22 protein-coding genes and 1 pseudogene are annotated in these 23,254 nt (G+C 50.0%); 7 read left to right on the top strand and 16 right to left on the bottom strand.

The window, feature by feature from the left end; all coding sequences use genetic code 11:
* Positions 1 to 488 precede the first annotated feature (488 nt).
* Positions 489 to 947: an RNA recognition motif domain-containing protein gene (locus tag C2M34_RS06285; RefSeq protein WP_105213152.1), complete on the top strand. Its 459-nt coding sequence runs from the start codon at positions 489 to 491 to the stop codon at positions 945 to 947.
* Between the two features lie 49 nt (positions 948 to 996).
* Here C2M34_RS06285 and C2M34_RS06280 read toward each other — a convergent pair whose 3' ends face one another.
* The 5 genes from C2M34_RS06280 to C2M34_RS06260 form a co-directional block, all read right to left on the bottom strand.
* Complete coding sequence (locus tag C2M34_RS06280) at positions 997 to 1,737, bottom strand: phosphoadenylyl-sulfate reductase (protein ID WP_105258340.1); 741 nt, start codon at positions 1,735 to 1,737, stop codon at positions 997 to 999.
* Positions 1,738 to 1,758: 21 nt separating this feature from the next.
* The gene (cysI, locus tag C2M34_RS06275; protein ID WP_105213153.1) at positions 1,759 to 3,474 is read right to left on the bottom strand and encodes an assimilatory sulfite reductase (NADPH) hemoprotein subunit; all 1,716 of its coding nucleotides are present in this window, start codon (positions 3,472 to 3,474) and stop codon (positions 1,759 to 1,761) included.
* Positions 3,475 to 3,507: 33 nt separating this feature from the next.
* Positions 3,508 to 5,304 (bottom strand): assimilatory sulfite reductase (NADPH) flavoprotein subunit, encoded by a 1,797-nt coding sequence (locus C2M34_RS06270; RefSeq protein ID WP_105258339.1) that lies wholly within the window; start codon positions 5,302 to 5,304, stop codon positions 3,508 to 3,510.
* Positions 5,305 to 5,604: 300 nt separating this feature from the next.
* Positions 5,605 to 5,985 (bottom strand): hypothetical protein, encoded by a 381-nt coding sequence (locus C2M34_RS06265; RefSeq protein WP_105200395.1) that lies wholly within the window; start codon positions 5,983 to 5,985, stop codon positions 5,605 to 5,607.
* A gap of 198 nt (positions 5,986 to 6,183) precedes the next feature.
* On the bottom strand, positions 6,184 to 7,068 hold the full coding sequence (locus tag C2M34_RS06260; RefSeq protein WP_105200396.1) for a LysR family transcriptional regulator: 885 nt from the start codon (positions 7,066 to 7,068) through the stop codon (positions 6,184 to 6,186).
* 127 nt (positions 7,069 to 7,195) lie between these two features.
* On the opposite strand from C2M34_RS06260, the gene C2M34_RS06255 reads away from it, so the two are divergent.
* Entirely contained in the window at positions 7,196 to 7,765 is a 570-nt protein-coding gene (locus C2M34_RS06255) for an NADPH-dependent FMN reductase (RefSeq protein WP_105200397.1), read from the top strand.
* Here the strand turns inward: C2M34_RS06255 and C2M34_RS06250 are convergent.
* Genes C2M34_RS06250 through C2M34_RS06240 form a run of 3 tightly spaced genes read right to left on the bottom strand, consistent with a single transcriptional unit; the run spans position 7,754 to position 9,339 of the window.
* Complete coding sequence (locus tag C2M34_RS06250) at positions 7,754 to 8,251, bottom strand: YgjV family protein (RefSeq protein WP_105258338.1); 498 nt, start codon at positions 8,249 to 8,251, stop codon at positions 7,754 to 7,756. The genes C2M34_RS06255 and C2M34_RS06250 overlap by 12 nt on opposite strands.
* 55 nt (positions 8,252 to 8,306) lie before the next feature.
* Positions 8,307 to 8,870: a Crp/Fnr family transcriptional regulator gene (locus tag C2M34_RS06245; RefSeq protein WP_105213156.1), complete on the bottom strand. Its 564-nt coding sequence runs from the start codon at positions 8,868 to 8,870 to the stop codon at positions 8,307 to 8,309.
* Between the two features lie 10 nt (positions 8,871 to 8,880).
* Positions 8,881 to 9,339, bottom strand: coding sequence for a tellurite resistance TerB family protein (locus C2M34_RS06240; protein ID WP_105258337.1), 459 nt, complete (start codon positions 9,337 to 9,339; stop codon positions 8,881 to 8,883).
* Positions 9,340 to 9,407: 68 nt separating this feature from the next.
* Here C2M34_RS06240 and C2M34_RS06235 point away from each other — a divergent pair, with 68 nt between their 5' ends.
* Positions 9,408 to 9,752, top strand: coding sequence for a hypothetical protein (locus tag C2M34_RS06235; protein WP_442792498.1), 345 nt, complete (start codon positions 9,408 to 9,410; stop codon positions 9,750 to 9,752).
* On the opposite strand, the gene C2M34_RS06230 is transcribed toward C2M34_RS06235, so the two are convergent.
* From C2M34_RS06230 to fabR, 6 genes and pseudogenes are all read right to left on the bottom strand, one after another.
* Positions 9,749 to 10,345, bottom strand: a complete 597-nt coding sequence (locus tag C2M34_RS06230) for a hypothetical protein (RefSeq protein ID WP_105200402.1) — start codon at positions 10,343 to 10,345, stop codon at positions 9,749 to 9,751. The two genes, C2M34_RS06235 and C2M34_RS06230, sit on opposite strands and share 4 nt — an antisense overlap.
* Positions 10,346 to 10,415: 70 nt before the next feature.
* On the bottom strand, positions 10,416 to 11,015 hold the full coding sequence (gene leuD, locus C2M34_RS06225) for a 3-isopropylmalate dehydratase small subunit (protein ID WP_105258336.1): 600 nt from the start codon (positions 11,013 to 11,015) through the stop codon (positions 10,416 to 10,418).
* Positions 11,012 to 12,414, bottom strand: a pseudogene (gene leuC / locus C2M34_RS06220) (3-isopropylmalate dehydratase large subunit). Before leuC ends, leuD begins: the two are co-directional and overlap by 4 nt.
* A 21-nt stretch (positions 12,415 to 12,435) precedes the next feature.
* On the bottom strand, positions 12,436 to 13,512 hold the full coding sequence (leuB, locus tag C2M34_RS06215) for a 3-isopropylmalate dehydrogenase (protein WP_105258335.1): 1,077 nt from the start codon (positions 13,510 to 13,512) through the stop codon (positions 12,436 to 12,438).
* On the bottom strand, positions 13,509 to 15,056 hold the full coding sequence (leuA, locus tag C2M34_RS06210) for a 2-isopropylmalate synthase (RefSeq protein WP_105200406.1): 1,548 nt from the start codon (positions 15,054 to 15,056) through the stop codon (positions 13,509 to 13,511). The genes leuB and leuA overlap by 4 nt, the downstream gene beginning before the upstream one ends.
* 406 nt (positions 15,057 to 15,462) lie before the next feature.
* The gene (fabR, locus tag C2M34_RS06205; protein ID WP_105200407.1) at positions 15,463 to 16,077 is read right to left on the bottom strand and encodes an HTH-type transcriptional repressor FabR; all 615 of its coding nucleotides are present in this window, start codon (positions 16,075 to 16,077) and stop codon (positions 15,463 to 15,465) included.
* A 99-nt stretch (positions 16,078 to 16,176) separates the two neighbouring features.
* Between fabR and C2M34_RS06200 the strand changes: the two genes are divergently transcribed.
* From C2M34_RS06200 to C2M34_RS06190, 3 genes are all read left to right on the top strand, one after another.
* A complete protein-coding gene (locus C2M34_RS06200; RefSeq protein ID WP_105258334.1) occupies positions 16,177 to 17,307 on the top strand; it encodes an acyl-CoA desaturase in 1,131 nt (376 codons plus the stop codon).
* Between the two features lie 38 nt (positions 17,308 to 17,345).
* Positions 17,346 to 18,776, top strand: coding sequence for a Si-specific NAD(P)(+) transhydrogenase (sthA, locus tag C2M34_RS06195; RefSeq protein WP_105200409.1), 1,431 nt, complete (start codon positions 17,346 to 17,348; stop codon positions 18,774 to 18,776).
* A gap of 131 nt (positions 18,777 to 18,907) precedes the next feature.
* Complete coding sequence (locus C2M34_RS06190; protein WP_105200410.1) at positions 18,908 to 20,284, top strand: TonB family protein; 1,377 nt, start codon at positions 18,908 to 18,910, stop codon at positions 20,282 to 20,284.
* A 58-nt stretch (positions 20,285 to 20,342) separates the two neighbouring features.
* On the opposite strand, the gene hemE is transcribed toward C2M34_RS06190, so the two are convergent.
* Positions 20,343 to 21,407 (bottom strand): uroporphyrinogen decarboxylase, encoded by a 1,065-nt coding sequence (hemE, locus tag C2M34_RS06185; RefSeq protein WP_105200411.1) that lies wholly within the window; start codon positions 21,405 to 21,407, stop codon positions 20,343 to 20,345.
* Between the two features lie 441 nt (positions 21,408 to 21,848).
* On the opposite strand from hemE, the gene rsd reads away from it, so the two are divergent.
* On the top strand, positions 21,849 to 22,316 hold the full coding sequence (rsd, locus tag C2M34_RS06180) for a sigma D regulator (protein ID WP_105258333.1): 468 nt from the start codon (positions 21,849 to 21,851) through the stop codon (positions 22,314 to 22,316).
* A gap of 98 nt (positions 22,317 to 22,414) precedes the next feature.
* On the opposite strand, the gene fkpA is transcribed toward rsd, so the two are convergent.
* Positions 22,415 to 23,167 (bottom strand): FKBP-type peptidyl-prolyl cis-trans isomerase, encoded by a 753-nt coding sequence (gene fkpA / locus C2M34_RS06175; RefSeq protein WP_105200429.1) that lies wholly within the window; start codon positions 23,165 to 23,167, stop codon positions 22,415 to 22,417.
* Between the last annotated feature and the right edge of the window lie 87 nt (positions 23,168 to 23,254).

Raw genomic sequence — 23,254 nt, 5'->3', positions numbered from 1 at the left:
TCATCTAGCGAACTAGAATCTGCTGTTAGAACTCAATCTGTACGAGTGCCCACACAGATGATTGCTTCATATTTTTAAAGAACGTTGCGATGACTCTTCATCGCGTCAGGGCTGCGTATATTAAGCCTTCCTGACTTAAAGTCAACTAGAAAATTTAATTTTCTTTTTCTCGAAGAGAAGTAACTTTTCCGTCTAACTTTCCCGACCACTTTGCTCATTGCTTTTCAGCGTTGTGCTCCGTGTCGGTGGATGCGCATTATAGGGAGATCGAAATTCAGATCAACACTTTTTTTAAAGATCTTTTCCGTTCGCTCAAAATGTAAGCAAAGAGGGCTGTTTTACTACTTAAACGACCAGATATTAGTCAATTTTGGGGAATATAAATGAAGATCCTTCCTTTAAATGTTGCTATGTGAACTAATCTGGTTAAGATAAGGCTTTTCGTTTTGTTAAATTAATGTTTACTCCATGTATATTGGTAGATCACAATGACATCAGCTAATCTAAAAACAATTATAATCACCGTTTGTAGCGCAGTTTTAGGCTACGTTCTTCTCGCTTTCGTTTTATCTACATCCTCTTTATCTGCACCATTGGCATTTGCTTTGGGTGCGGCGCTCACAGGGATCCTGTTGTTGGTGCTTAACGGCAAAAGCAACAGCGCGGCTGCAGAGGAAGCCGCAACGGATACAAAAACGCTTTATGTAGGTAATCTTCCCTACCGTGCCAATGAACATATGGTTAAAGAACTATTTGAACAACACGGCATGGTGTTTAGTGTGCGCTTATTAAAAGATAAGCATACGGGCAAACGCCGTGGCTTTGGTTTTGTCGAGGTTGCATTAAAAGACGCCGACCTAATGATCAACCAGCTTAATGATAAGGAATATCAGGAAAGAACGCTTAAGGTCAGAGAAGCGAAGCAAAAACAAGATAACGACGAATAAAAAAGAGGGCTAAGCCCTCTTTTTTATTACTTACCTGTACTCAGGTCAGTTAGATACCATCACCATCTATATGCAAACCACACTCTCGGCTTAAACCAAAGAAGCGCGTTTCTTCCTCTGTCATCCCCGGCTCAAGCTTGCGCGTGGTGTGAACATCCCCCATAGACACGTAACCCTGCTCCCACAGTGGATGGTAAGGCAAGTCATGCTTGCTCAGATATTGGTAGACGTCGCGGTTATCCCATTCAATGATGGGATACACCTTAACGGTTCCCCGACTGATTTCGACAATGTTCTTGCCTTGACGGGTACTTGATTGCTGACGTCGCAGACCACTGAACCAGGTTCCCGCTTCAAGTTCCTGCAGGGCCTGAGTCATAGGCTCTACCTTATTAAGCTGGTTATAGAGCTTAATACCCCCTTCACCCTGCTCCCATAGCTTGCCGTATTTGGCTTCTTGCCAGGCAGGACTTAGCTGTGATTTATAGACCTTTAAGTTCAGCTGTAAGCGCTGCGTTAACTGGTCAATAAATTGATAAGTTTCAGGGAACAGATAACCGGTGTCGGTCAGGACCACGGGAACGTCCTGCTTTACATTGGTCACCAAATGCAACATCACCGCAGCTTGTATGCCAAAGCTGGAGGACAAAATATGCGTACCCGGCAAATTTTCCATCGCCCATTGCACCCTTTGCTCGGGGGTTTTATCGGCTAAGATGGTATTGATATCCACCAACAGAGCCTGCTGCTCGGCTTTATCAAGCGTTAATATCTGACTAAATGCGCTCATTATCTCGTCCTCACAGTACGCTTAAGCGTAAAAGTCTGTTTTTGATACCTTGACCTCGGCCACGATCCCTTGGCGGATCACAAAATCACCGAAACCTTCCGCATCATTGCGCTCACTGGCCCAGCGACCAATCAGTTCATCAAGGGCATTGAGGTACACATCTTCACCCACATTCTCCAAATAGAGTTTAGGTATACGTGTACCTTCGCGGTTGCCGCCTAAGTAAAGGTTGTATTTACCCGGACCTTTACCTACCAGGCCAGCTTCGGCCAGCATGGCACGACCACAACCATTAGGGCAGCCAACCACACGTAAGATAATGTGATCGTCAGCAACACCATGCTTAGCCAAGAGCGCTTCCGTCTTTTCAATCAGATCCGGCAAGTAACGCTCCGCTTCCGCCATGGCCAATGGACAGGTAGGCAAGGCCACACAGGCCATTGACGCCTTACGCTGCTCGGTATGGGTATCGTCGATAAGGCCATGTTCACGAGCAAGCTGTTCAATCACCGCCTTTTGCTCCGCAGGAACACCGGCAATGATCAGGTTCTGGTTAGCCGTCATGCGGAAATCACCTTGGTGGATCTCGGCAATTTTGCGACAACCAGTTTTTAAGGCCTTATCAGGGAAATCTAAAATACGGCCGTTTTGGATAAACACGGTGAGGTGATGTTTACCATCTATACCTTCAACCCAACCGAAGCGATCGCCACGGTGAGTGAATTCATAAGGACGACTTTCTTCAAACTTCACACCGGCACGTTTTTCAACTTCTGCCTTAAAGGCATCGCTGCCAAAGGTATCTAGGGTGTATTTAGTCTTGGCATTTTTACGGTTCACTCGGTTACCCCAATCACGCTGCACAGATACAACGTGCTCGGCGATGGCCAGGGTGTGCTCAAGCGGCACATAACCAAAGTCATCCGCCTTACGCGGGTAAGTATTTACATCACCATGAGTCATGGCCAGGCCACCACCAACCAAGACGTTAAAACCAACCAACTTGCCGTTTTCAGCAATGGCCACAAAGTTCAAGTCGTTGGCATGCACATCCACTTCGTTGTTCGGTGGAATGGTCACGGTCGTTTTGAACTTACGTGGCAAATAGGTTGAACCTAAGATTGGCTCTTCGGTGGTTTCCGACTTTTCACCATTTAACCAGATCTCTGCATAGGCTCGGGTTTTTGGTAGCAAATGCTCAGAGATCTTCGCCGCCCACTCATAGGCTTCCTGATGTAGTTCCGACTCCACCGGGTTAGTGGTGCACAGTACGTTACGGTTTACATCACCGGCGGTAGCTATCGAGTCAATGCCAACGCTGTTAAGCATCTGGTGCATGTCTTTAATATTCGGCTTTAAAACACCGTGAAACTGGAATGTTTGACGGGTCGTCAGTCGAATCGAACCGTACATGGTCTTTTCTTCGGCAAATTTGTCGATGGCTAACCATTGCTCCGGCTTGATGATGCCGCCGGGCATACGGGCACGCAGCATCACGTTGTGCAAAGGCTCAAGCTTTTGTTTCGCTCGCTCGGGACGAATATCGCGGTCGTCCTGCTGGTACATGCCGTGGAAACGGATCAGCTGGAAGTTATCGGCGGTAAAGCCACCGGTGATCTGATCCTTAAGATCCGCTTCTATGGTGCCGCGTAAAAAGTTACTTTCGGTTTTTAAACGCTCGTTGTCAGCAAGTTTGGCCTGTGGATCATGCTTGCTATTTGGCTTGTAATCGCTCATTTCAATTCCTACATTCGGGGCGCTGACGGGCGCTTAATAAACATCTTTTTGGTAACGGTTAGCGCTGCGTAGCTCTTTCAAATATTGCTCGGCGCTGTCATCATCTTTGCCACCCTGGGCTTTGATCACATCAACTAAGGCCTGGTGCACGTCTTTGGCCATGCGTGAAGCGTCACCACAGATATACACATGAGCGCCCTGCTCTAACCAGGCAAACAGCTGCTCGCCCTGTTCACGGATACGGTCTTGTACATATACTTTCTGCGCCTGATCGCGGCTCCAAGCCACATCAACCTTAGTCAGCAGGCCCGACTTCAAGTAGCCTTGAATTTCAGTTTGATACAAGAAATCCTGAGTAAAGTGCGGGTTGCCGAAAAACAGCCAGTTATTACCTTGCGCATCACGGGCTTCACGCTCTTGTAAGAAGGCGCGGAAAGGTGCAATACCCGTCCCCGGACCTATCATGATCACTGGCGTATTATCGTCAGCAGGCAAACGGAAATTATCATTGTGCTCGGTAAATACCTTAATGGTCGCGCCTTCTTCGGCAAATCGACCCAGATAACCTGAGCAACCACCCAGGTGCTGCTCGCCAAAACCGTCGAACTCAACCACGGCAAGAGTAAGGTGCACTTCGTCTTCAACTTCCGCCTGGCTTGAGGCGATAGAGTAAAGACGGGGCTGCACTTTGCGCAGACTGTCTACTAGCTCTTGAGCGCTCACCTTGGCTGGGTTTTGGAAAATAACATCATAGGTTTGACGCGCTTCTATGTACTCGCGCATCGCCGCCTTATCTGCAACTAGTGCCAATAATTCGGCGTTCTCGGTCACAGCCGCGTATTTTTCCACGAAGCCAGGGTAAGACTGCGTTAGCTCTAGGCGCTCGATTAATGCATCACGTAAACTTAAAGCTTCATCGCCCAAAGTTACCTGAGTCTCGCCATCTAGCTCTAAAGTCGCTAAAACCTTATCGACCTTGGTTTCATCGTTAAGGAAATACACGCCCAATGAATCTCCAGGTTGATACTGGATATCAGAACCCTCTAAAGAGATCTCGATATGGCGCACATCTTTTGTTGAGTCGCGACCTGTGATCTTCTGTACCGTCAGCAATTCGGCGGTAAATGGATTTTGCTTGTTGTACTGGCTCGCCGCACCCGCGGTCATCGGCATGCTTACTACATTGTTATTCGTTTGTTGGGCTTTAAGGTCGGGCTCGAAAGCATCCAGGGCACCATTGATCCAAGCGTCACTGTGATCTTCATAATCCACGTCCAGGTCGACACGTTGCAGGATCACTTCGGCTCCGAGCTTAACTAAACGCTCTTCAAAATCTTTTGCGGTTTGGCAGAAGAACTCATAGCTGGAGTCACCCAAACCCAACACGGCAATTTTTACACCTTCTAATTTTGGTGCTTTTTTCGTGGCTAAAAACTCATACAGGGCTTCGGCATCTTCAGGCGGCTCACCCTCACCATAGGTAGATACCACTATGCTGATAAACTGCTCTTTCTTCAGTGCCGTCGGCTTATAATCGGCCATGCTCACTAGGTTTACTGCCAGGCCGCGTGCTTGTGCCTGCGCTTGCAATTGCGTAGCCACACCCTTGGCATTACCGGTTTGTGAGCCGTATAGGATGGTCAGAGTTGCGGCTTCGCCGGCATTGGTCGCCACGCCACCAGCTAAAGCGGCACTGTTTGCATTGCCAGCCAGATAACCACTTACCCAGGCCTGCTGAATTGGATTTAATTCGGCCACCAAACCTTGAAGTTTTTGCACCTGCTCCGGTGTAAGCGGACTTGCCGCCGCGTTCAGCTGGTTTAACAACATCTTTTTTCCTCTAACCCAAAACTACATCGCCCTTGTGCCATGCAGTGTAAAATGTGTGTTTGCCCGGCAACAAAAAAGGTCAATACCAGGCTATGGTGAGCCTGAAGCATACCTAGGTGCGAAGGCAGGAAAAAAGAATAGAATCTGCTTTGTTATTCCAATTGGTTATTAATTTCGTTTTTTTCCAACAAAAACAGTTTAAATGAATGTGTTAGATGGATGGGGAGCCCCCAATAATGGGAAGCTGATTAAATGTGGGAGTGCATACAGAGCAACAAAAAAGCGCCTTTTGGCGCTCTGTTAGTCTTCTACGGCGTAGATGGTGACTTCTATACCGGCGCCGATGGCGGAGATACGCAGTAAGGTATCGGCGCTGATCGCTTCATTAAAACATTTTGGTGAATGCCCTGAGCTAAAGCCCAAGTCGAAGGTACGACGCGAGCAGGTCAGCCATTGTTTTAACGCGGCCTTAGAACAAGACTCGATCAGTTCACACAATTCATTAATGGCCTTATCCGGGCTGATGGCATCGCTGTTGGCCTCAAAACGAGCCAACTGGCGGGTATCATCCTTGTCATAATGCAGCACCACGGCGCGCTTATCCAAGTCGGCAACCAGGGCACTAATGTCCTGTTGCGATTCCAGTTCAAGATCAACGTTAAGAAATTGAATGTCTGCCATCTAGTGTTTTGCTCCCGTTTACGCCACAGGCCGGTTAAGTTTAAATCTGCGCCATTGTGTCATATTGACCATTAATAACAAGGGCGTACACCGGAGTTCTCCAACCCTTGGCAATAACAATAGTGAATAAACGCCTTTTTAAACATAGTTGAACTGTTTATAAATGGGCGCCCTTTATATGCCTGCCCTAGCCTTGCGTTAGGAGCGAAAGTGCTGCTTGAGCAATTGCGCAAAGGCTTGAACCTTGGCACTGCGGTGCATTTGGTGGTGCGTTACCAACCAGATATCGTGCTGCCAATTCAGTTCCTTGGGCAGCACGGGGCGCAGCTGAGGGTATAGGCGGGCCACCTCTTTTTGCATGCCGCCAATCCCCAGACCATTGACCACGGCGCGGTTGGCGTCGGATGTTTCCGACACCCGCAGGGTGATTTGCGACGCGTTAATATGCTCATCAACCCAGGCAAAGTAAGGAACCCGGCTATTAAAACCGGCTACCCCGGAAATAAAGTGATGCTGCTGCAACTCACTTAACGACTTGGGCTCCCCCATGCGTGCCAAGTAACGCTCGTGGGCAAAAAGCCCTGAATCTCGGATACACAGGTGCTGAGCAATATAGTCACCTTCGTCGGGACGCGGACCTGCGCGCACGGCTATATGCGCCTGACCATGATCCAGACGTAAGCGCTTTTGATCTAAGAGTATCTCTAACTGCACTTGCGGATGACGCTGTTGAAAAATCTCGCACACGGGCGCCAGAAGATCGATAAAACCACTGACCGTGGTCAACAACAATGAACCGCTTAATGTGGTGTCGGCGGCCATGATGCTGCTGTGCAGAGATTCAAGCTGCTCGTTAATCTGCTCGGCACTGGCAAACAGCTGGGCGCCGGTTTCTGTCACCGTATAGCCTCGGGCATGACGATGAAACAAACGGGTATTCAAACTTTGCTCGAGATGGTTAATGCGCCTTAACACTGTGCTGTGATGCACACCTAGCGCCTGAGCTGCCGAAGTCAGGGTGCCGCGGCGGGCAACCTCAAAGGCCACCTTAATATCCTGCCAATCGCTAAACTCACTCGCCATGGCTTCGTCCTTATGTGTTTATATGCACATAAGCTTTGCGTTTTTTACGCTTTTTTGCAAGGCGATTTTCTTTTAAAGTAACCTCCAAGCACTCAGCAACCATTGCCACCGCATAAGGATCACCAATATGACTAACGCAAAAATCATCGCCCTGGCGGGCAGCCTACGTAGCAACAGTTTTAACCACGCAGTTATCGCCCATGCCGCCGAGCTGGCAAGGCAGCAAGGCGCGGAAGTTGAAGTTCTATCCCTGGCCGAACTTGATCTACCTATGTTTAATGAAGACATTGAAGCCCAAGGCACACCCGCAAGCGTCAATATCCTCAAAGACAAGCTGCGCTCTGCAGATGCCATCTTGTTGGCCAACCCAGAGTACAACGGCTCTATCACCGCGGTGTTAAAAAATGCCATCGACTGGGCATCACGCACCGAGCCAGGCGCCATGCCGGCATTTCGCAATAAGGTGGTAGCCTTATTTGCCGCCTCACCCGGTGGTCTGGGTGGTCTGCGTGGCCTTAACCATGTTCGCGATATTCTCAGCGGCATCGGCGCCCTGGTACTAGGCGATCAGCTTGCCATAGGTGGCGTACATACCCTGGTTGATGAACAAGGTCAGATCAATGACGCCGCCACCAGCGAGAAAATCAATGCACTAACGGCGCAACTGGTCTATGTCACCGAGAAACTAAAGGGTTAAGCTACGGCGAAACCGATACAGGCCAATAAGATTGCTGGTAAGGAACAGGGCCTCCATCACCATGGCGACCGGCGAGCCAGCAATCACCGCAAAGGCCAACCAAAAGCAGGTGCCGAACAACATGCTGACACGCATACGCACCTGCTCCCCCTGAAAAGCCGCATAGGTTTGCAAACAACTGCCGGCCACCGCCAATAACGACCACCAGGAATCCATTACCAAGACGCCTAACACTAAGGCACTGAGGATAAAAAAGTACATTAGTTGCCGCCGCTGATAGCGGATGCTGATGGCATACCGTACCGAGGCCAGCGCCATTAAGGCCGCTCCCGCCGCTTGTTGCAACAACACATAATGAATAGACGTCAATGCCGTCGAGGCGACCAAACAGGCCAGCACATAATGACGGCGATAGAATTGAAACGACATTAAATCAAGCGCCACGGCAATGGCCGCAAGCACTTGGGAAATAAGATAATAGGTCATGCTTCCTCCGCACGCCGATAATGAACGGACGACGGCAAGAGCGCCTTAACCTTTGTTAATTGATCCCTAATCGAGCACGAATACGTGACAGGCTGACCGCGCTGATCCCCAGATACTTAGCCACCTGATGTAAACTCAGCTGTGCCAACCAGTGGCGGCGATGTTGATAGAGATATTGATAGCGCTGCTGCGGTGTTTGCAGCAAGAGAAACGCTTCTTTGGCTTCCTTATACAGCACCTGCTGTTTTAACAGTGCCAGCACCAGGGCTTGCCATTCAGGCCGAGAGAGGGCATCAATAGGCACGCGCAATACCTGGCTCGGTTTAAGCACCTCAATATTGTATTGGGCAGCACCTTGATTGATCCAAGCGCTGTATAAGAACACCAACTCCCCAGCAAAATAGAACTCTTTATAATGTTCGCAGCCCGCTTCATCCAGATGGGTCGCCACCAGCACGCCGGAAACAATAAAGTAAGCATATTCCTGCATCTCTCCCTGGCTAAGCAGGCGTTGTCCCGGCGCCATGTCTAGGTAGGACTTATCCGCTGTTGCCTCTATCTGCGCTTGCAGCTGACGATTAAGCTCAGGGTTGACCTCCCCCAGTCCTTCATAAGCCATGTCGGCTCCTTTAACTTGCCGACTGGCCAGCCGACTGGGCCGCTAATTTGGCTTTAATAAAGTCGTTGTGGGTAACATAGAGCAAGTCGGCAACGCGACGCACCACGTGCTCCTCGTGTTTATCCAGCTCGCCATCCGCATAGGCCAGTTGCCACAGCAGTTGCACTATTTCCACCCTTTGCTCGGCACTGGTGTTGTCATTGATCTGTTTAGAAAAGCGGAAGTAGTCTATGGCGTCGTCCAGGTCCCGGGTGGCGGCCTTGATCAGGGTATCCACCTGCTCCAGATCTAGGGCAAAGTACTTTTGCAATAAAGCCTGCAAGCTTGCTTGCTCTTGCGCCTGTAGCTCGCTGTCGGCGCGCATCACCTCAACCAATAGGGCGGCCACCGAGATTTTAAAATCCGGTAACTGCGGCTGCTCGGGTGTTGCCGCCAGGGACGTAAAAAACTGCTTAATATGCTCTAACATGGCAGGGCCCTCGCTAAGTGTTACACTCACTGTAATGGATACGCAGTACAGAGACAACAGGGGCGATTATGACTCTACATACACCTTTACTGGCAAGCATGTTGATATTGCTGGCAGCCAGTAGCTACGCGCAAACGCCCGAGGGCAAACGCGAGAAGCTTTATGACTTCGACGAAAAGGTACATTACTACCAAACCAAGCTGGCCGATAAGCGCTATCGCCTGGAAGTAGTGGCCGATGATTACGAGCACTTTCAACGCCAGAGTGTGTTTCTGTTGCGTCACGCACGCAAGTTGTGCCGCAGCGCAGCGTTTAACATACAAGTATTTGAAGGGGTGCAGGAATATGATCGCTTCCCCACTACCCCACGCGCCTATGAACCCAATCTATTGACCGAAGTCAGCTGCGATTAGTCCGTATAACCCCAAGGCGCGGCTGGCGCTGCAATGGGCTTGGTCAGGTCAAAGTCAACGCGGAACTCACGTCCTTCGCGCACTAAGCGATAAGTGAACTTTTCAGGGTAGATATACATTTGCCAGGTATTGCCGATAGACTGGGGAATACCCTGAGCAACAAACAACTCTTTGGAATACTGATCCGCAGGGAAAGACTGCACATTGGCATAGCCAGCATCCAAAGTATGACCGCCATACATGGTTGAGGCATCGTCGGTGCCGTCTTCATGGCGGTGATCATGCTTCAGACTTAAACCACTACCGGTTTTAGTGATAATCCAGGTCCGTGACGCATCCTCGCCCACATGAAAAGGAATTTGCAATTCGCTGTCGCTACAACGGCGCACATGCATCACCAGCTTAGCCTCGCTAAAGCTGCTTGGACCGGCGTTATCAACACTCACTTCACCTTGGTAGGCCTTACCACAATGGGCTTTGAGATTGTTAAAGAAAGCATCGTGGCTGGGAATAGACACTAAAGGCGCAGGGCGTGCAGCGGCTATTGTACTCAGACTTAATACTGCCGCACTCATGGCAAAAGCTAATTTCATGATGTTCATCCATTACAAAAATAAAGCGCCATAGTAGCGCTTTAATTATAGGTATTGCGAGTTTTTGAGATTATTGCCAAGGACGCTCTGCCTGCAACTGCTGCTCAAAGGCTTCAATTTGCGGATTAAACTGCTCAGTGACCCCGATAAAGTCCAGGCCGCTCAGCAGACGCTCCTTAATATCGGCGCGCACCTCAAAGGCAATGGGTGCAAAGGCTGGGCTCAGCAATTGCTGGTTTTGCAAATCAACATCTATATGCAAGGGCCTGTCACCCTGCGCCAAGGCAAATAAGGCATCGAGTTGCTCGCCCGACAAGGTAATAGCCAGCATCTGGTTATTGGCGCAATTATTAAAGAAGATATCGGCAAAGCTTTCGGCAATAATCACACTGAAGCCATATTGCTTTAACGCCCAGGGCGCGTGCTCACGGGATGAGCCACAACCAAAGTTATCGCGACTAAGCAGCACGCTGGCGCCCTGATATTGCGGGTAATTAAGCACAAAGCTTGGATCCGGCTCTCCACTTTCCAGGTAACGCCAGTCGTAAAACAAGGCCTTATCAAAACCATCGCGACTGGTGGAGGTTAGAAACTGTTTTGGAATTATCTGATCTGTATCGACATTATTCTTGTCCAAAGGGGCGACTAACCCAGTGTGAAAATAGCTCATGAGTTGGCTCCTTGAATATCGACGAAGTGGCCGGCAATGGCGGCAGCAGCGGCCATAGCTGGGCTGACCAAATGAGTGCGACCACCGCGCCCCTGACGGCCTTCAAAATTACGGTTAGAGGTGGAGGCGCAGCGCTTACCCGGCGCTAAACGATCATCATTCATGGCTAGACACATGGAGCAACCCGGCTCTCGCCACTCAAAGCCAGCGGCCTTAAAGATTTCCGCGAGGCCTTCGTCTTCCGCTTGTTTTTTCACTAATCCTGAGCCGGGTACAATCAAGGCTTCAATACCAGGAGCTACCTGCTTACCGGCAACAATTTCGGCGGCAGCGCGCAAATCTTCAATGCGGCTATTGGTACAGGAGCCGATAAACACGGTATCAACACTGACCTCGCTCAACTTTTGCCCCGGCTTAAGATCCATGTATTTCAAGGCGCTGCGGATGGCATCGGCCTTGATTAAATCCGTCTCTTGCTGCGGATCGGGAATAGGCTCATTCACACCTATGACCTGCTCCGGGCTGGTGCCCCAGGTGATTTGCGGCTGTATCTGGGCAGCATCAATTTCGATAACCTTATCAAATACCGCATCGGCGTCACTGCGCAAGGTCTGCCAGTAGGCAATGGCGGCGGCAAAGTCTTCACCGCGCGGTGCAAAAGGACGACCCTCAAGGTAGGCATAGGTTTTTTCATCCGGGGCGATTAAGCCGGCCTTGGCGCCCATTTCTATACTCATATTGCACAGCGTCATGCGCGCTTCCATCGACAGTGCTTCAATGCCGGTGCCGCAGAATTCGGCGACATAGCCTGTACCACCGGCGGTGCCTAATTGACCTATCACTGCCAAGATTAAGTCTTTTGCCGTCACCGTCGGACGCAAAACGCCATTAACTTGAATCTTCAGCGACTTGGCTTTTTTCTGCTGCAAAGTTTGAGTCGCCAGCACATGCTCGACCTCGGAAGTTCCTATGCCGTGCGCCAAGGCACCAAAGGCACCATGGGTTGAGGTATGGCTGTCGCCACAGACTATGGTGGTGCCGGGCAAGGTGATGCCCTGCTCAGGCCCCATGACATGGACTATGCCTTGGTTAAGGAATCAAGATCGTACAAGACGATGCCGAAGTCTTTGCAGTTTTGCGCCAGGGCCTGCAACTGATTACGCGACACCTCGCTGGCGGCAGCCAATGAACGGCTCTTGGTAGAAACGTTATGATCCATGGTGGCAAAGGTTTTTTGCGGGCAACGCACCGGGCGGTTTTTCTCGCGCAGACCAGCAAAGGCCTGGGGCGAGGTCACCTCATGCACCAGGTGACGGTCGATATAAAGTAAATCTGTTTGTTCGTTTAAATGGGCAACACAATGCGCCTGCCAAATTTTGTCGTATAGGGTCTGGGCCACTTGCTGGTTCCTCATTCTCGGTTAAATACGCTCAACAATGGCCTTGGCCACATCTTTGGTGCTATAGCCCGCGTGCGGGAAGATATCCGGGGTGCCGACACCGGCGGCCACCGCTTCGGCCACCGCTTTTTCAATGCGCCGCGCCGCTTCGTCCTGGCCCAGGGAGTAACGCAGCATTAACGCCGCACTTAAAATCTGCGCTATGGGGTTGGCAATACCCTGACCGGCAATATCCGGGGCCGAGCCCCCCGCCGGTTCATACAGACCAAAGCCAGATTGATTCAGACTTGCCGAAGGCAGCAATCCCATGGAGCCAGTGATCATCGCGCATTCGTCGGAAAGAATATCGCCGAACAGGTTATCGCACAGCAACACATCAAATTGGCTGGGCTGTTTAACCAACTGCATGGCGGCGTTATCTATATAGATGTGGTCTAAAGTGACATCCGGGTAGTCACGACTCACCTCATTGACTACCTCACGCCATAGCACGCTGGTTGCCAACACATTGGCCTTATCCACCGAAGTCACATGATTTCGACGCAGGCGCGCGGCATCAAAGGCAAAACGGGCGATGCGCTCGATTTCTTCACGGGAATAAGTCTGGGTATCAAACGCCGCTTCCTGAGCCCCCGTGCCACTGCGACCCTTTTCACCAAAATAAATGCCGCCGGTCAGCTCGCGCACACATAAAATATCGAAACCGTTGGCGCTGATGTCCTGGCGCAGCGGTGAGGAATGACTCAACGCCGGTAATAGTTGCGCCGGGCGCAGGTTACAGAACAAGCCAAAGTGTTTGCGTAGCGGCAACAAGGAAGCCCGCTCCGGCTGTTGTTCCGGCGGCAGGCCTTCCCATTTAGGGCCGCCAACGGCACCAAATAAGATGGCGTCGGCACGCTCGCAGGCTGTTAGCGTGTGCGCCGGCAAGGCTTCACCGAACTGATCGATGGCACAACCGCCAACCGCATGATGCGCCAGGGTTAGGGAAAACCCGAATACCTCACTGGTGGCCGCCAAAACCTGCTCGGCCGCCGCCATGACTTCCGGACCTATGCCGTCACCCGCTAGTACGGCGATACTATAACTTTGTTGACTCATCCTGCTTTCCTTTGTTGCTTTAAGCTCGAAACCTGTTGGGCTCGATAAATAATGTTGTACACACGCACCATGGCATGCACCGAGGCTTCGACAATATCTGCCGCCAGGCCTGCGCCGTGATAGGTGCGCCCTTGATATTTAGCAATAATATCTACCTGACCCAAGGAGCTGGCGCCCTGACCTGTGGCGTCCAGGTTGTATTCGATTACATCCACATCCATGCCGGTTAAGCGCGCTAAGGCAGCAAACGAGGCCTCGACTGGGCCATTGCCCGTGGCCGCTTCTTGTTTCTGCTCGCCGGCCACACTAAGGCCGATAGTCGCAGTAGCCACGGATTGGGAGTTTGAAGTGGCATTGACATACTGCAATTGGTAATGCTCATCCTTGTCGCGGATTTGATTAAAGTAGATCATCGCTTCCAGGTCGTAGTCATAAACCGTGCCTTTTTGGTCGGCCAGCTCCAGGAAGCTGGTATACAAGCTGTCCATATCATAGTCGTCGCTATGATAGCCAAGCTCGCTTAGGCGGTGCTCTATCACATGACGACCGGAGCGCGAGGTCATATTTAACTGGTTGCTGGGCACGCCAACACTTTCCGGCGACATGATTTCATAGGTGTTTTGTGCTTTTAGGACGCCATCCTGGTGGATACCCGAGCTATGGGCAAAGGCGTTTTCGCCGACAATGGCCTTGTTTGGCTGCACCGGCATATTGCAGATTTTCGCCACCTGACGTGACGCCCGGTAAATCTCCTCGCTACGAATATCCGTATGCACCTTAAGGTGGTCCTGACGCATCTTCATGATCATCGCCACCTCTTCCAAGGAGCAGTTACCGGCACGTTCCCCTATGCCGTTAACCGTACATTCGATTTGACGCGCCCCCGCTTGCACCGCAGCAATGGAGTTGGCCACCGCCAAACCCAAATCATTGTGACAGTGCACGCTTAAGCGTGCCTTATCTATGTTTGGCACATGGTTCATTAAATGATGGATCATCGCCGCATACTCATCCGGGGTGACGTAACCCACGGTATCCGGCAGGTTAATGGTGTTGGCGCCAGCGGCTATGGCCTGCTCGACGATGCGGCATAGGTGATCATGAGGCGTGCGCCCGGCATCTTCGCAGGAAAATTCCACATCATCGGTGTAGTTACGGGCTTGCTTAATGGCCTTCACCGCCATAGCGGTAGCATCATCCAAAGACATTCGTAACTTATGTTCTAAATGCAGTGGACTGGTGGCTATAAAAGTATGAATACGCCCCTGCTGCGCCGTTTTTAAGGCCTCGCCGCAAGCTTCAATGTCTTTAGCTACCGCTCGTGCCAAACCGCAGATAATCGGCCCCTTTACTTCGCTGGCAATGCGCTGCACGGCACGAAAATCGGCGGGACTGGAAACAGGAAAGCCCACCTCCATCACATCAACATTAAGGCGACTGATAGCATGAGCGAGCTGCAGCTTGTCATCTTCGGTCAAACTTGCCTTTAGCGCCTGCTCACCATCGCGTAAGGTGGTGTCAAAGATCCAAACCTTGTCTTGCATATTCTGTCCTCATCCTCAGTGCCCAATGCCAAAAATTAACCCGTTAGAAATAAAAAACCCCGCTCAGTGCGGGGTCTTATTCAAAGTCTGTGTCACACACAGCCAATGCGCTACGCCCCGCAGTCTTGCTCTAGGAGCAGCAGGTTGAGTAAGCGAGTAATTGACTGGGTAGTGTGCATCATGGGTATTCGTTCGTTAGTAAGTTGGCTATTTTTTAACACTAACCAAGGGGCAGAAGCAAGCATAAAAAATCCAATAAAAAGGGATTTTAACCTGTGTTTAAGGAAAATAATTCCAAGCAAATACAAAAAGTGGAATATAAAAACCAAGATAAGAAGGAAAGGCACAGAGGCTAACTCTGCGCCTGGGGATCTCTGCGTATATTATTTTATTTTAATAGCTGGGTTTATTTGCTGTTTTTTTGCGCGTAATGATACCCGCCGAAGGAAATATATCTAAGCTGCCACTGCAAACGCTCTACCAGCTCCTCGCGGGCCTGACCTTCTAAATCCAGTGCTTCCGCTCCTGAGGTAAAAACGATTGTCACCATGGCCTCGGCCTGCATATAGGCATGATGGCTATCACACTGAGTTTCGCCTTCAAGATAATGAGCCAGCTCCAGAATAAAGTGTTTAATCTCTCGGGCAACGGCGGAACGAAATGCTTTCGAGGTACCCGAGCGCTCCCGCAGCAGCAGTCGAAACTGGTTGGGCTGGTTGTCGATAAACTCCATAAAGGTGAGCACTGAGGTGGAGATCACACTGCCACCACTGGCAATGCGACGACGCGCCTGGCGCATCAACTGGCGCAGGGTTAAACCGGCTTCGTCAACCATGGTCAGACCCAGTTCGTTCATGTCTTTAAAATGGCGATAGAAGGACGTCGGGGCAATGCCTGCTTCACGGGCCACCTCACGCAAACTGAGGTTAGAAAAGCTATGCTCAGCACTCAATTGGTTAAAGGCCGCCGCAATCAATGCTTGACGGGTTTTCATTTTTTGCTGGGCACGAACTCCGGCCATGGTTGCTACCTAAGCTGATAAAAACTCAAGTCTAATACTTGACGCTAAGAGATTGAACCTCTATTTTAGCGTACACTTGTACGCTGAGATTCTTTGTTAATGAAAAAACCCCCTCTTTTATGGCTCAATGTGCTGTTTTTCAGCCTATCTTTTTTGGCCGCTCTTACCCTTGTTCCCTGGTACGGTATAACCCAGGGTTACAGCGCTTCTCATTGGTGGGCCTTTGTTGCCTGTATGTTTTTTGCCGGTCTTTCAATCACCGCCGGCTACCACCGTTTATGGGCTCATAAAGCCTATGAGGTGCACCCAGTCATTGAAGTTATCTTTGCCCTCGGCGGCGCCTTTGCTCTGCAAAACAGTGCCTTGCACTGGAGCAGTGACCACAGGGTACACCATGGTCAAGTCGACGATCCGGAGAAGGACCCCTATGCCGCCACCCGAGGTTTTTGGTACAGCCATATTGGCTGGATGCTGCGCGATTACCAGGGTGAGGCCTACAGCAACTACAACAACGCCCGCGACCTGCAACGCAACAAGGTGGTCATGTGGCAACATAAGCATTATATGAAGTTGGTGATCTTGATGAATATCGGCCTGCCCCTGCTGCTCGGGGTTCTTTTTGGCGACATCATCGGCATGCTGTTACTGGCGGGCTTACTGCGTCTGGTGTTATCTCAGCACTTTACCTTCTTTATTAACTCCCTGGCCCATATCTGGGGTTCGCGTCCTTATACTCAAAAAAATACCGCCCGTGATAATGGCTTGCTGGCGCTGCTTACCTATGGCGAGGGTTATCATAACTTCCACCACATTTTTGCCAGCGACTACCGCAATGGCATTCGTTGGTGGCACTACGATCCAACCAAATGGATGATCCGCACCTTCGCCTATGTGGGGCTGGCGAAAAAACTTAAACGCACACCCATAGAACGCATCGAGCAGGCCAAGGCGCAAACCTTATTGACTAAAACCAAGGTCGAACTTGCCGCTAAGGAAGTCGCTCATGATAAACTGGCGCTATTGCAAAACGAGTACGAAGTATTGCTGAAAAAACTGCAGCATTTTTGTCAGGTACAGAAACAGGTGCTTGAAGCAAAAAAGAATTCGATGCTGCAACAATGCGAAAAATCCGCTTTAATGAAGCAATATCATGAACTAGAAGATGCTTGGCAAACACAAAAGCAGGCCTGGTTGGCGTTAAATGCGCGCTTACTAAAGGCGTATAGCTAAGAGCAGATTGTTGGGTTTAAAAGGGTAAAGGAGTGAGCGTGGCCAAACAAACCACAAGTAAGAAGAAGCCCGAGGCGGCATACCAGTATGACGCCATTATTATTGGTACAGGCCCTGGGGGTGAAGGCACCGCCATGAACCTGGCCAAAAGCAATAAAAGGGTGGCAGTGATCGAACGCCAGCGCGCAGTCGGTGGTGGCTGCGTGCATTGGGGAACCATTCCTTCCAAGGCTCTGCGCCACTCGGTCAGCCGTTATATCGAATACAAGGCCAACCCCTTGTTCCATATCTCAGAGCGTCCTAGCCGCCTGACCTTTGGTGATATTCTACGTCATACCAGCGCGGTGATCTCTAAACAGTCGAGCTTACGCAGCAGCTTTTATGAACGCAACCGCATCGACCTGTATCAAGGTGATGCCAGCTTTATCGATCAGCATACGGTTCAGGTGCAACATCAGGACGGGTCAATCGAGCAACTAAGCGCGCCAACCATAGTGATAGCCACTGGCTCACGCCCCTATCGTCCGGCGGAAATCGACTTTAATCATCCCCGCGTCTATGACAGCGACACCATTTTAAATCTGCAACACGATCCACAGCGCATTCTAATTTACGGCGCAGGTGTGATTGGTTGTGAGTACGCTTCTATTTTCAAAGGCTTAGGCACCAAGGTTGATCTGGTTAACACCCGTGATCGCTTACTGGCCTTTATGGATGACGAGATTTCCGATGCCCTAAGCTACCACTTTTGGAACAGCGGCATATTTATTCGCCACAATGAAGAATTCGATCGCGTAGAAACCCGCGACGACGGCATCATTATGCATATGAAGTCGGGCAAGCGGGTCAAGGCCGACTGCCTGCTCTTTGCCAATGGCCGCACCGGTAACACAGACACCTTAAACCTGGCAGCGGTAGGCTTAAAGGCCGACAGCCGTGGCCAACTTAAGGTTAATGAGAGCTACCAAACCGACGTCGATAATATCTATGCGGTCGGCGATGTCATTGGTTACCCCAGCCTGGCCAGCGCCGCCTTTGACCAGGGGCGTATTTGTGCCGATGCCATAGTCAAAGGGGAATGTAACGAAAAGCTGATCATAGATATCCCCGCCGGCATCTACACCATTCCGGAAATGAGCTCGGTAGGTAAAACCGAACAGCAGCTTACCGCCGCCAAAATTCCCTACGAGGTAGGTCGGGCCCAGTTTAAACACCTGGCTCGGGCGCAAATTGCCGGCACAGATGTGGGTAGCCTAAAGATTCTATTCCATAGCGAAACCAAGGAAGTCCTAGGGGTACACTGCTTTGGTGAGCGTGCCTCGGAGATAGTGCATATCGGTCAGGCCATTATGGAGCAGAAAAATGGTGGCAATAATGTCGAGTACTTCGTCAATACCACCTTTAACTACCCGACTATGGCCGAAGCCTACCGGGTGGCGGCACTAAACGGGCTTAATCGTTTAGTTTGATATAGATTAAGAAAATACCCTTTATAAATACAAAAATGGGCCTTGTGCCCATTTTTTAGCATTCAGCCCTTGTTCAACTGTAAAATTATTGTAAACTCGGTGATATAATAAGAAAAAGTTAGGAAAAGGGAATGAAAATACGTGCTTTTGGTCTTTGTGCAGCATTAAGTCTGGCAAGTTTCGCCACATTCGCCGATTATTCCAGCGCGCAGAAAGATCTCCAAAATAAAAATTTCGACGCCGCCTTCTCTGAATTTAAAAAGCTCGCCGAGCAGGGGCACCCCCAAGCCATGTTCGAGCTGGCCAAGATGTATGAGCAGGGCCTTGGAGCCCCAGCCGATATCTACAACGCTTTTTCTTGGTATATGCTCGCCCTGGATTACGGTAACGACGACGCCAAAGATCGCTATCGTGATATCCGCAGTACTGTCCCCTCTCGTAAAGACGGGAAAGACCACTACAAGGCATTGTCATACAAATTCGGTTATGACAAACACCAGCAAACCCTGGCGCCCATTGAAGATAAATCCGGCCACGATGCTCGCTATATTTCGGTTAAACAAAAGGTAAATCCGGAATATAACGATGAGGGCGGTATTCAAAGCGCCTGGGCTACGGTGAGCTTTGACGTTAACCAGCAGGGTCATGTTATAAATGAGCGGGTGATCGCCTCCTTCCCGAAAGGAGTAATAGATGACGCCGCCTTAGCCGCTATTACCCAGTGGCAATACAATGTACCTAACGACTACAGCGGCGAACCGCAAGCTGTGTTCGACCTAACTCACACCTTTGAATTACAAAGCAGCCAGAACAATTATCGCCGTGAATATAAGTCACAATTGGCGGAGTATTCACAAAAGCTTAAAGCGCTCGCCGTTCAAGGTAATAACTACGCCCAGGCTCGCTACGCCATGATGCTGGAAGCCGGCTTAGTGGACAACAGCGATGAGCATTACCTGGATTGGTACTACCGCGCTGCCATTAACGGCAACTATGACGCGCAATTATGGTTGGTTCGTTGCTTTGAATACGGCACTGCCTGTAAAGCCGATAAACAAAAGGCTTATAACTGGTTGGAAGTAGCCAGCCACAGCGGTAACGAGCGCGCTCAATATCAATTGGCCAACAAGCTGCTCGACTATGAAACTGTGCATTATGACCTGGATAAAGCGGCGAAAATTCTTAAACAAGCCACGCATCAGCAGTATCTGCCGGCGATGATCGCCTATGCCAAGCTGCTTGCTTTTGCCGATAAGGAATCGATCCGCAACTATGAAGAAGCGGTAAAATACGCCGAGCTTGCTCGCGCCGAAGCACCGGATAACCCGGTCCTGCTTTCCGTACTGGGTGTTGCCTACAGCGAACTGGGACGCATGCAGCAAGGTGAAAAATACCTGCGCCAGGCATACGACGAAGCCAAGCGCCGTAACTGGCCAACGCAGAATTACCTGGAGCTGATGGAAGGCCGTGCCTCCATGATGGCCAACGGCACCAGCCTGATTTACTAAAGGCTGCTAACAGACACAAAAAAAGCCCGCAACTGCGGGCTTTTTCTTTAGGCTGTAATTACTTGTGGTATTGCGCACTTAGCTCATGTACGGCATTGATAAAGGCACCGGCGTGCTCAGGATCAACGTCCGGGGTAATACCATGGCCCAGGTTGAATACATGACCGCTGCCATGACCAAAACCGGCCAGAATCGACGCTACTTCTTCACGAATGCGCTCAGGTGAGGCATGCAGCATGGATGGATCCATATTACCCTGCAGTGCCACCTTGTCGCCTACACGGCGCTTGGCATCGGCAATATCTATGGTCCAATCCAGACCTATGGCATCACAGCCGGTCGCAGCAATCTTTTCGATCCACTGACCACCGCTCTTAGTGAACAGGGTGACCGGTACCTTGCGGCCATCGTTTTCACGAATTAAGCCATCAACGATTTTGTGCATGTAACGCAGTGAGAACTCTTCGTAGTCACGCGGGCTTAATACCCCACCCCATGAATCGAAAATCATTAAGGACTGCGCACCGGCTTTTACCTGCGCATTCAGATAGCTAGTAACCGAGTCGGCCAGCTTGTCTAACAACAAGTGAAGCGTTTTAGGCTCAGCAAAGGCCATTTTCTTAATTTTACCGAAGGTTTTGCTCGAACCGCCCTCAACCATGTAGGTCGCCAGGGTCCAAGGTGAACCAGAGAAACCGATTAAAGGCACTTCGCCCTTAAGCTCGCGACGAATGGTGCGTACCGCGTTCATCACGTAGCCCAGCTCGTCTTCCGGATCGGGAATGGCGATCTTGGCAACATCTGCATAACTCGTTACCGGGCGCTCAAATTTAGGGCCTTCACCGGTTTCGAAGTACAGTCCCAAGCCCATGGCATCAGGAATGGTCAGAATGTCGCTGAACAGAATCGCCGCGTCCAAAGGATAACGACGCAATGGCTGTAAAGTTACCTCACAAGCGAGCTCGGCATTTTTACATAAGCTCATAAAGTCCCCGGCCTGAGATCGGGTAGCGCGATACTCTGGCAAATAGCGACCGGCTTGACGCATCATCCATACCGGCGTTTTATCAACGGGCTGTTTAGCTAAGGCACGTAAATAACGATCATTTTTCAATTCGCTCATGGCGTAACTCTTTCGGTTCAAATTTTAGTTGGGCGGGATTCTACCATAACCTAGATTCACTATGATGAAATAGATCATGGAAATGCACATTTGTGCATCAGCAAATGTGAAGCTTGATAAAAAAATGTAAATTTTTTTGTTAAAAGAACTTGCAACGCTTATACGACCTTGGTATAACTAATGCCGTTCTAGAGAATAATAATAAAAAGTTAGAACAAACATAATAAAAAGAAGCTCGTACAACGAGACTGCTAAAGAAATTCGGCCACCCTTGCGGTGGCTTTTTCTTTTCCAGCGCTTTATTTCTCTAACCTGCCTGATAACAATCATCCGACCTCCGCCCTGTAATAATCTGAAATAATAATTGTGAAAAATAGGTTGACCTTTGCCTCAGATTTCCCTTTTATAGAAGGTAACGCCAGCGAGGTTAGGAGAGCAATGATGTTATCGCAATTGGAAAAAGCACAACAAAAATGGGGTGGTAGCCATAGCGTCATCGATAAGTGGTTAACCGACCGCCAGGAACTATTGGTGCAGTACTGCGGCCTAGCGGGTCCGGCGCACCATGGTAAGCATGATCAGGCATTACCGGAGCAAGCCAATATCCAGAGTTTTTGCCAATTACTGATGGACTACCTCTCAGCCGGCCATTTTGAAATCTACGACGACATAGTTAAGCAATGCGAAAGCCGCGGCGAAGACAGCCTGAAATTAGCGCGCTCCTTGTATCCGCAAATTTCCGCCACCACAGATATCGCCCTCGACTTTAACGATAACTACGCGGAAACCAAAAGCGACGATTTACTTGAGAACTTCGATAAAGACCTATCGCAGCTCGGCGAAGCACTGAGCATTCGCTTTGAATTGGAAGATGAGTTGATCCACAACCTCTACACCAATCACACTTAATTCAATACACAAAAAAGCCCCGCTCATTGAGTGGGGCTTTTTTTTGCGTTTATGCTTGTGTGCGGCAGTGTTGACCACCGCACAACAACTAACCCTGATTACTCAGCGTCAGTCTTTTCCGCTTTAACGATCTCAAGCAGCTCAACTTCGAATACCAGCGTTGAGTTAGCAGGGATCTTACCTAGGTCACGCTCGCCGTAAGCAAGTTCTGAAGGAATAGTGAACTTGTACTTAGAGCCAACAGGCATAAGTTGTAGACCTTCAGTCCAGCCAGGGATAACGCGGTTAAGCGGGAAGCTGGTAGGTTCGTTACGTGAGTAAGAGCTGTCGAACTCGGTACCGTCAATCAAGGTGCCTTTGTAGTGTACCTTAACCGTGTCGGTTTCAGCTGGCTTGTCGCCTTCGGCAGCCGTCAGCACTTCCCACTGTAGGCCAGACTCAGTTACCGTCACGCCTTCTTTCTTAGCGTTATCGGCTAGGTATTTTTCACCTTCTTCTTTGCTCTTGGCTGCAGCGGCTTTCGCTTGCTCTTGCTGCTTAGTACGTACTGACTCATCAAGAGTAGTTAGCACTTCACGAATTTTCTCTTCGTCTAGCTTGGCTTCACCGGCTAGCGCATCTTTAAAACCACGTAGCAATAGCTCTTGGTCAAGCACGATACCCAGCTCTTTTTTGTCCGCTAGATCTTTGTTTAGGAAAGTACCTACAGAGGCACCAATACCATAAGCCTGTTGCTGAGCTTCAGTTTCTAGTTTTACTTCTTTTACTTCTTGCTTAGCTGCTTCTTGGTTACACGCTGCAAGGGCTAGTACTGATGCCGCTACAAGCGATAGCTTAATTGTTTTTTTCATATCTATCTCCGGCAACATAGGGTTGCCAATTTAAGGTTACAAAACTAAATTTTGATTAACAGACCTTAACCCGTAAAGCCCATTTTT

It is taken from the genome of Pseudoalteromonas sp. T1lg88, from assembly GCF_002964765.1.
Lineage (GTDB): Bacteria > Pseudomonadota > Gammaproteobacteria > Enterobacterales > Alteromonadaceae > Pseudoalteromonas.
The sequence above is the reverse complement of the archived record's forward strand: the minus strand, read 5'-3'. Positions and strand labels throughout refer to the sequence as shown.

Bases quoted from the DNA above. Each gene is read 5' to 3' on its own strand.
- hemE (WP_105200411.1), bottom strand. From the start codon at position 21,407: ATGAGCGAATTGAAAAATGATCGTTATTTACGTGCCTTAGCTAAACAG.
- C2M34_RS06240 (WP_105258337.1), bottom strand. From the start codon at position 9,339: ATGTTAGAGCATATTAAGCAGTTTTTTACGTCCCTGGCGGCAACACCC.
- C2M34_RS06280 (WP_105258340.1), bottom strand. From the start codon at position 1,737: ATGAGCGCATTTAGTCAGATATTAACGCTTGATAAAGCCGAGCAGCAG.
- leuA (WP_105200406.1), bottom strand. From the start codon at position 15,056: ATGCAAGACAAGGTTTGGATCTTTGACACCACCTTACGCGATGGTGAG.
- cysI (WP_105213153.1), bottom strand. From the start codon at position 3,474: ATGAGCGATTACAAGCCAAATAGCAAGCATGATCCACAGGCCAAACTT.
- C2M34_RS06245 (WP_105213156.1), bottom strand. From the start codon at position 8,870: ATGGCTTATGAAGGACTGGGGGAGGTCAACCCTGAGCTTAATCGTCAG.
- leuB (WP_105258335.1), bottom strand. From the start codon at position 13,512: ATGAGTCAACAAAGTTATAGTATCGCCGTACTAGCGGGTGACGGCATA.
- C2M34_RS06285 (WP_105213152.1), top strand. From the start codon at position 489: ATGACATCAGCTAATCTAAAAACAATTATAATCACCGTTTGTAGCGCA.
- leuD (WP_105258336.1), bottom strand. From the start codon at position 11,015: ATGAGCTATTTTCACACTGGGTTAGTCGCCCCTTTGGACAAGAATAAT.
- C2M34_RS06200 (WP_105258334.1), top strand. From the start codon at position 16,177: ATGAAAAAACCCCCTCTTTTATGGCTCAATGTGCTGTTTTTCAGCCTA.
- C2M34_RS06260 (WP_105200396.1), bottom strand. From the start codon at position 7,068: ATGGCGAGTGAGTTTAGCGATTGGCAGGATATTAAGGTGGCCTTTGAG.
- C2M34_RS06255 (WP_105200397.1), top strand. From the start codon at position 7,196: ATGACTAACGCAAAAATCATCGCCCTGGCGGGCAGCCTACGTAGCAAC.
- C2M34_RS06270 (WP_105258339.1), bottom strand. From the start codon at position 5,304: ATGTTGTTAAACCAGCTGAACGCGGCGGCAAGTCCGCTTACACCGGAG.
- fabR (WP_105200407.1), bottom strand. From the start codon at position 16,077: ATGGCCGGAGTTCGTGCCCAGCAAAAAATGAAAACCCGTCAAGCATTG.
- rsd (WP_105258333.1), top strand. From the start codon at position 21,849: ATGTTATCGCAATTGGAAAAAGCACAACAAAAATGGGGTGGTAGCCAT.
- C2M34_RS06250 (WP_105258338.1), bottom strand. From the start codon at position 8,251: ATGACCTATTATCTTATTTCCCAAGTGCTTGCGGCCATTGCCGTGGCG.
- C2M34_RS06235 (WP_442792498.1), top strand. From the start codon at position 9,408: ATGACTCTACATACACCTTTACTGGCAAGCATGTTGATATTGCTGGCA.
- C2M34_RS06265 (WP_105200395.1), bottom strand. From the start codon at position 5,985: ATGGCAGACATTCAATTTCTTAACGTTGATCTTGAACTGGAATCGCAA.
- C2M34_RS06230 (WP_105200402.1), bottom strand. From the start codon at position 10,345: ATGAAATTAGCTTTTGCCATGAGTGCGGCAGTATTAAGTCTGAGTACA.
- fkpA (WP_105200429.1), bottom strand. From the start codon at position 23,167: ATGAAAAAAACAATTAAGCTATCGCTTGTAGCGGCATCAGTACTAGCC.
- C2M34_RS06190 (WP_105200410.1), top strand. From the start codon at position 18,908: ATGAAAATACGTGCTTTTGGTCTTTGTGCAGCATTAAGTCTGGCAAGT.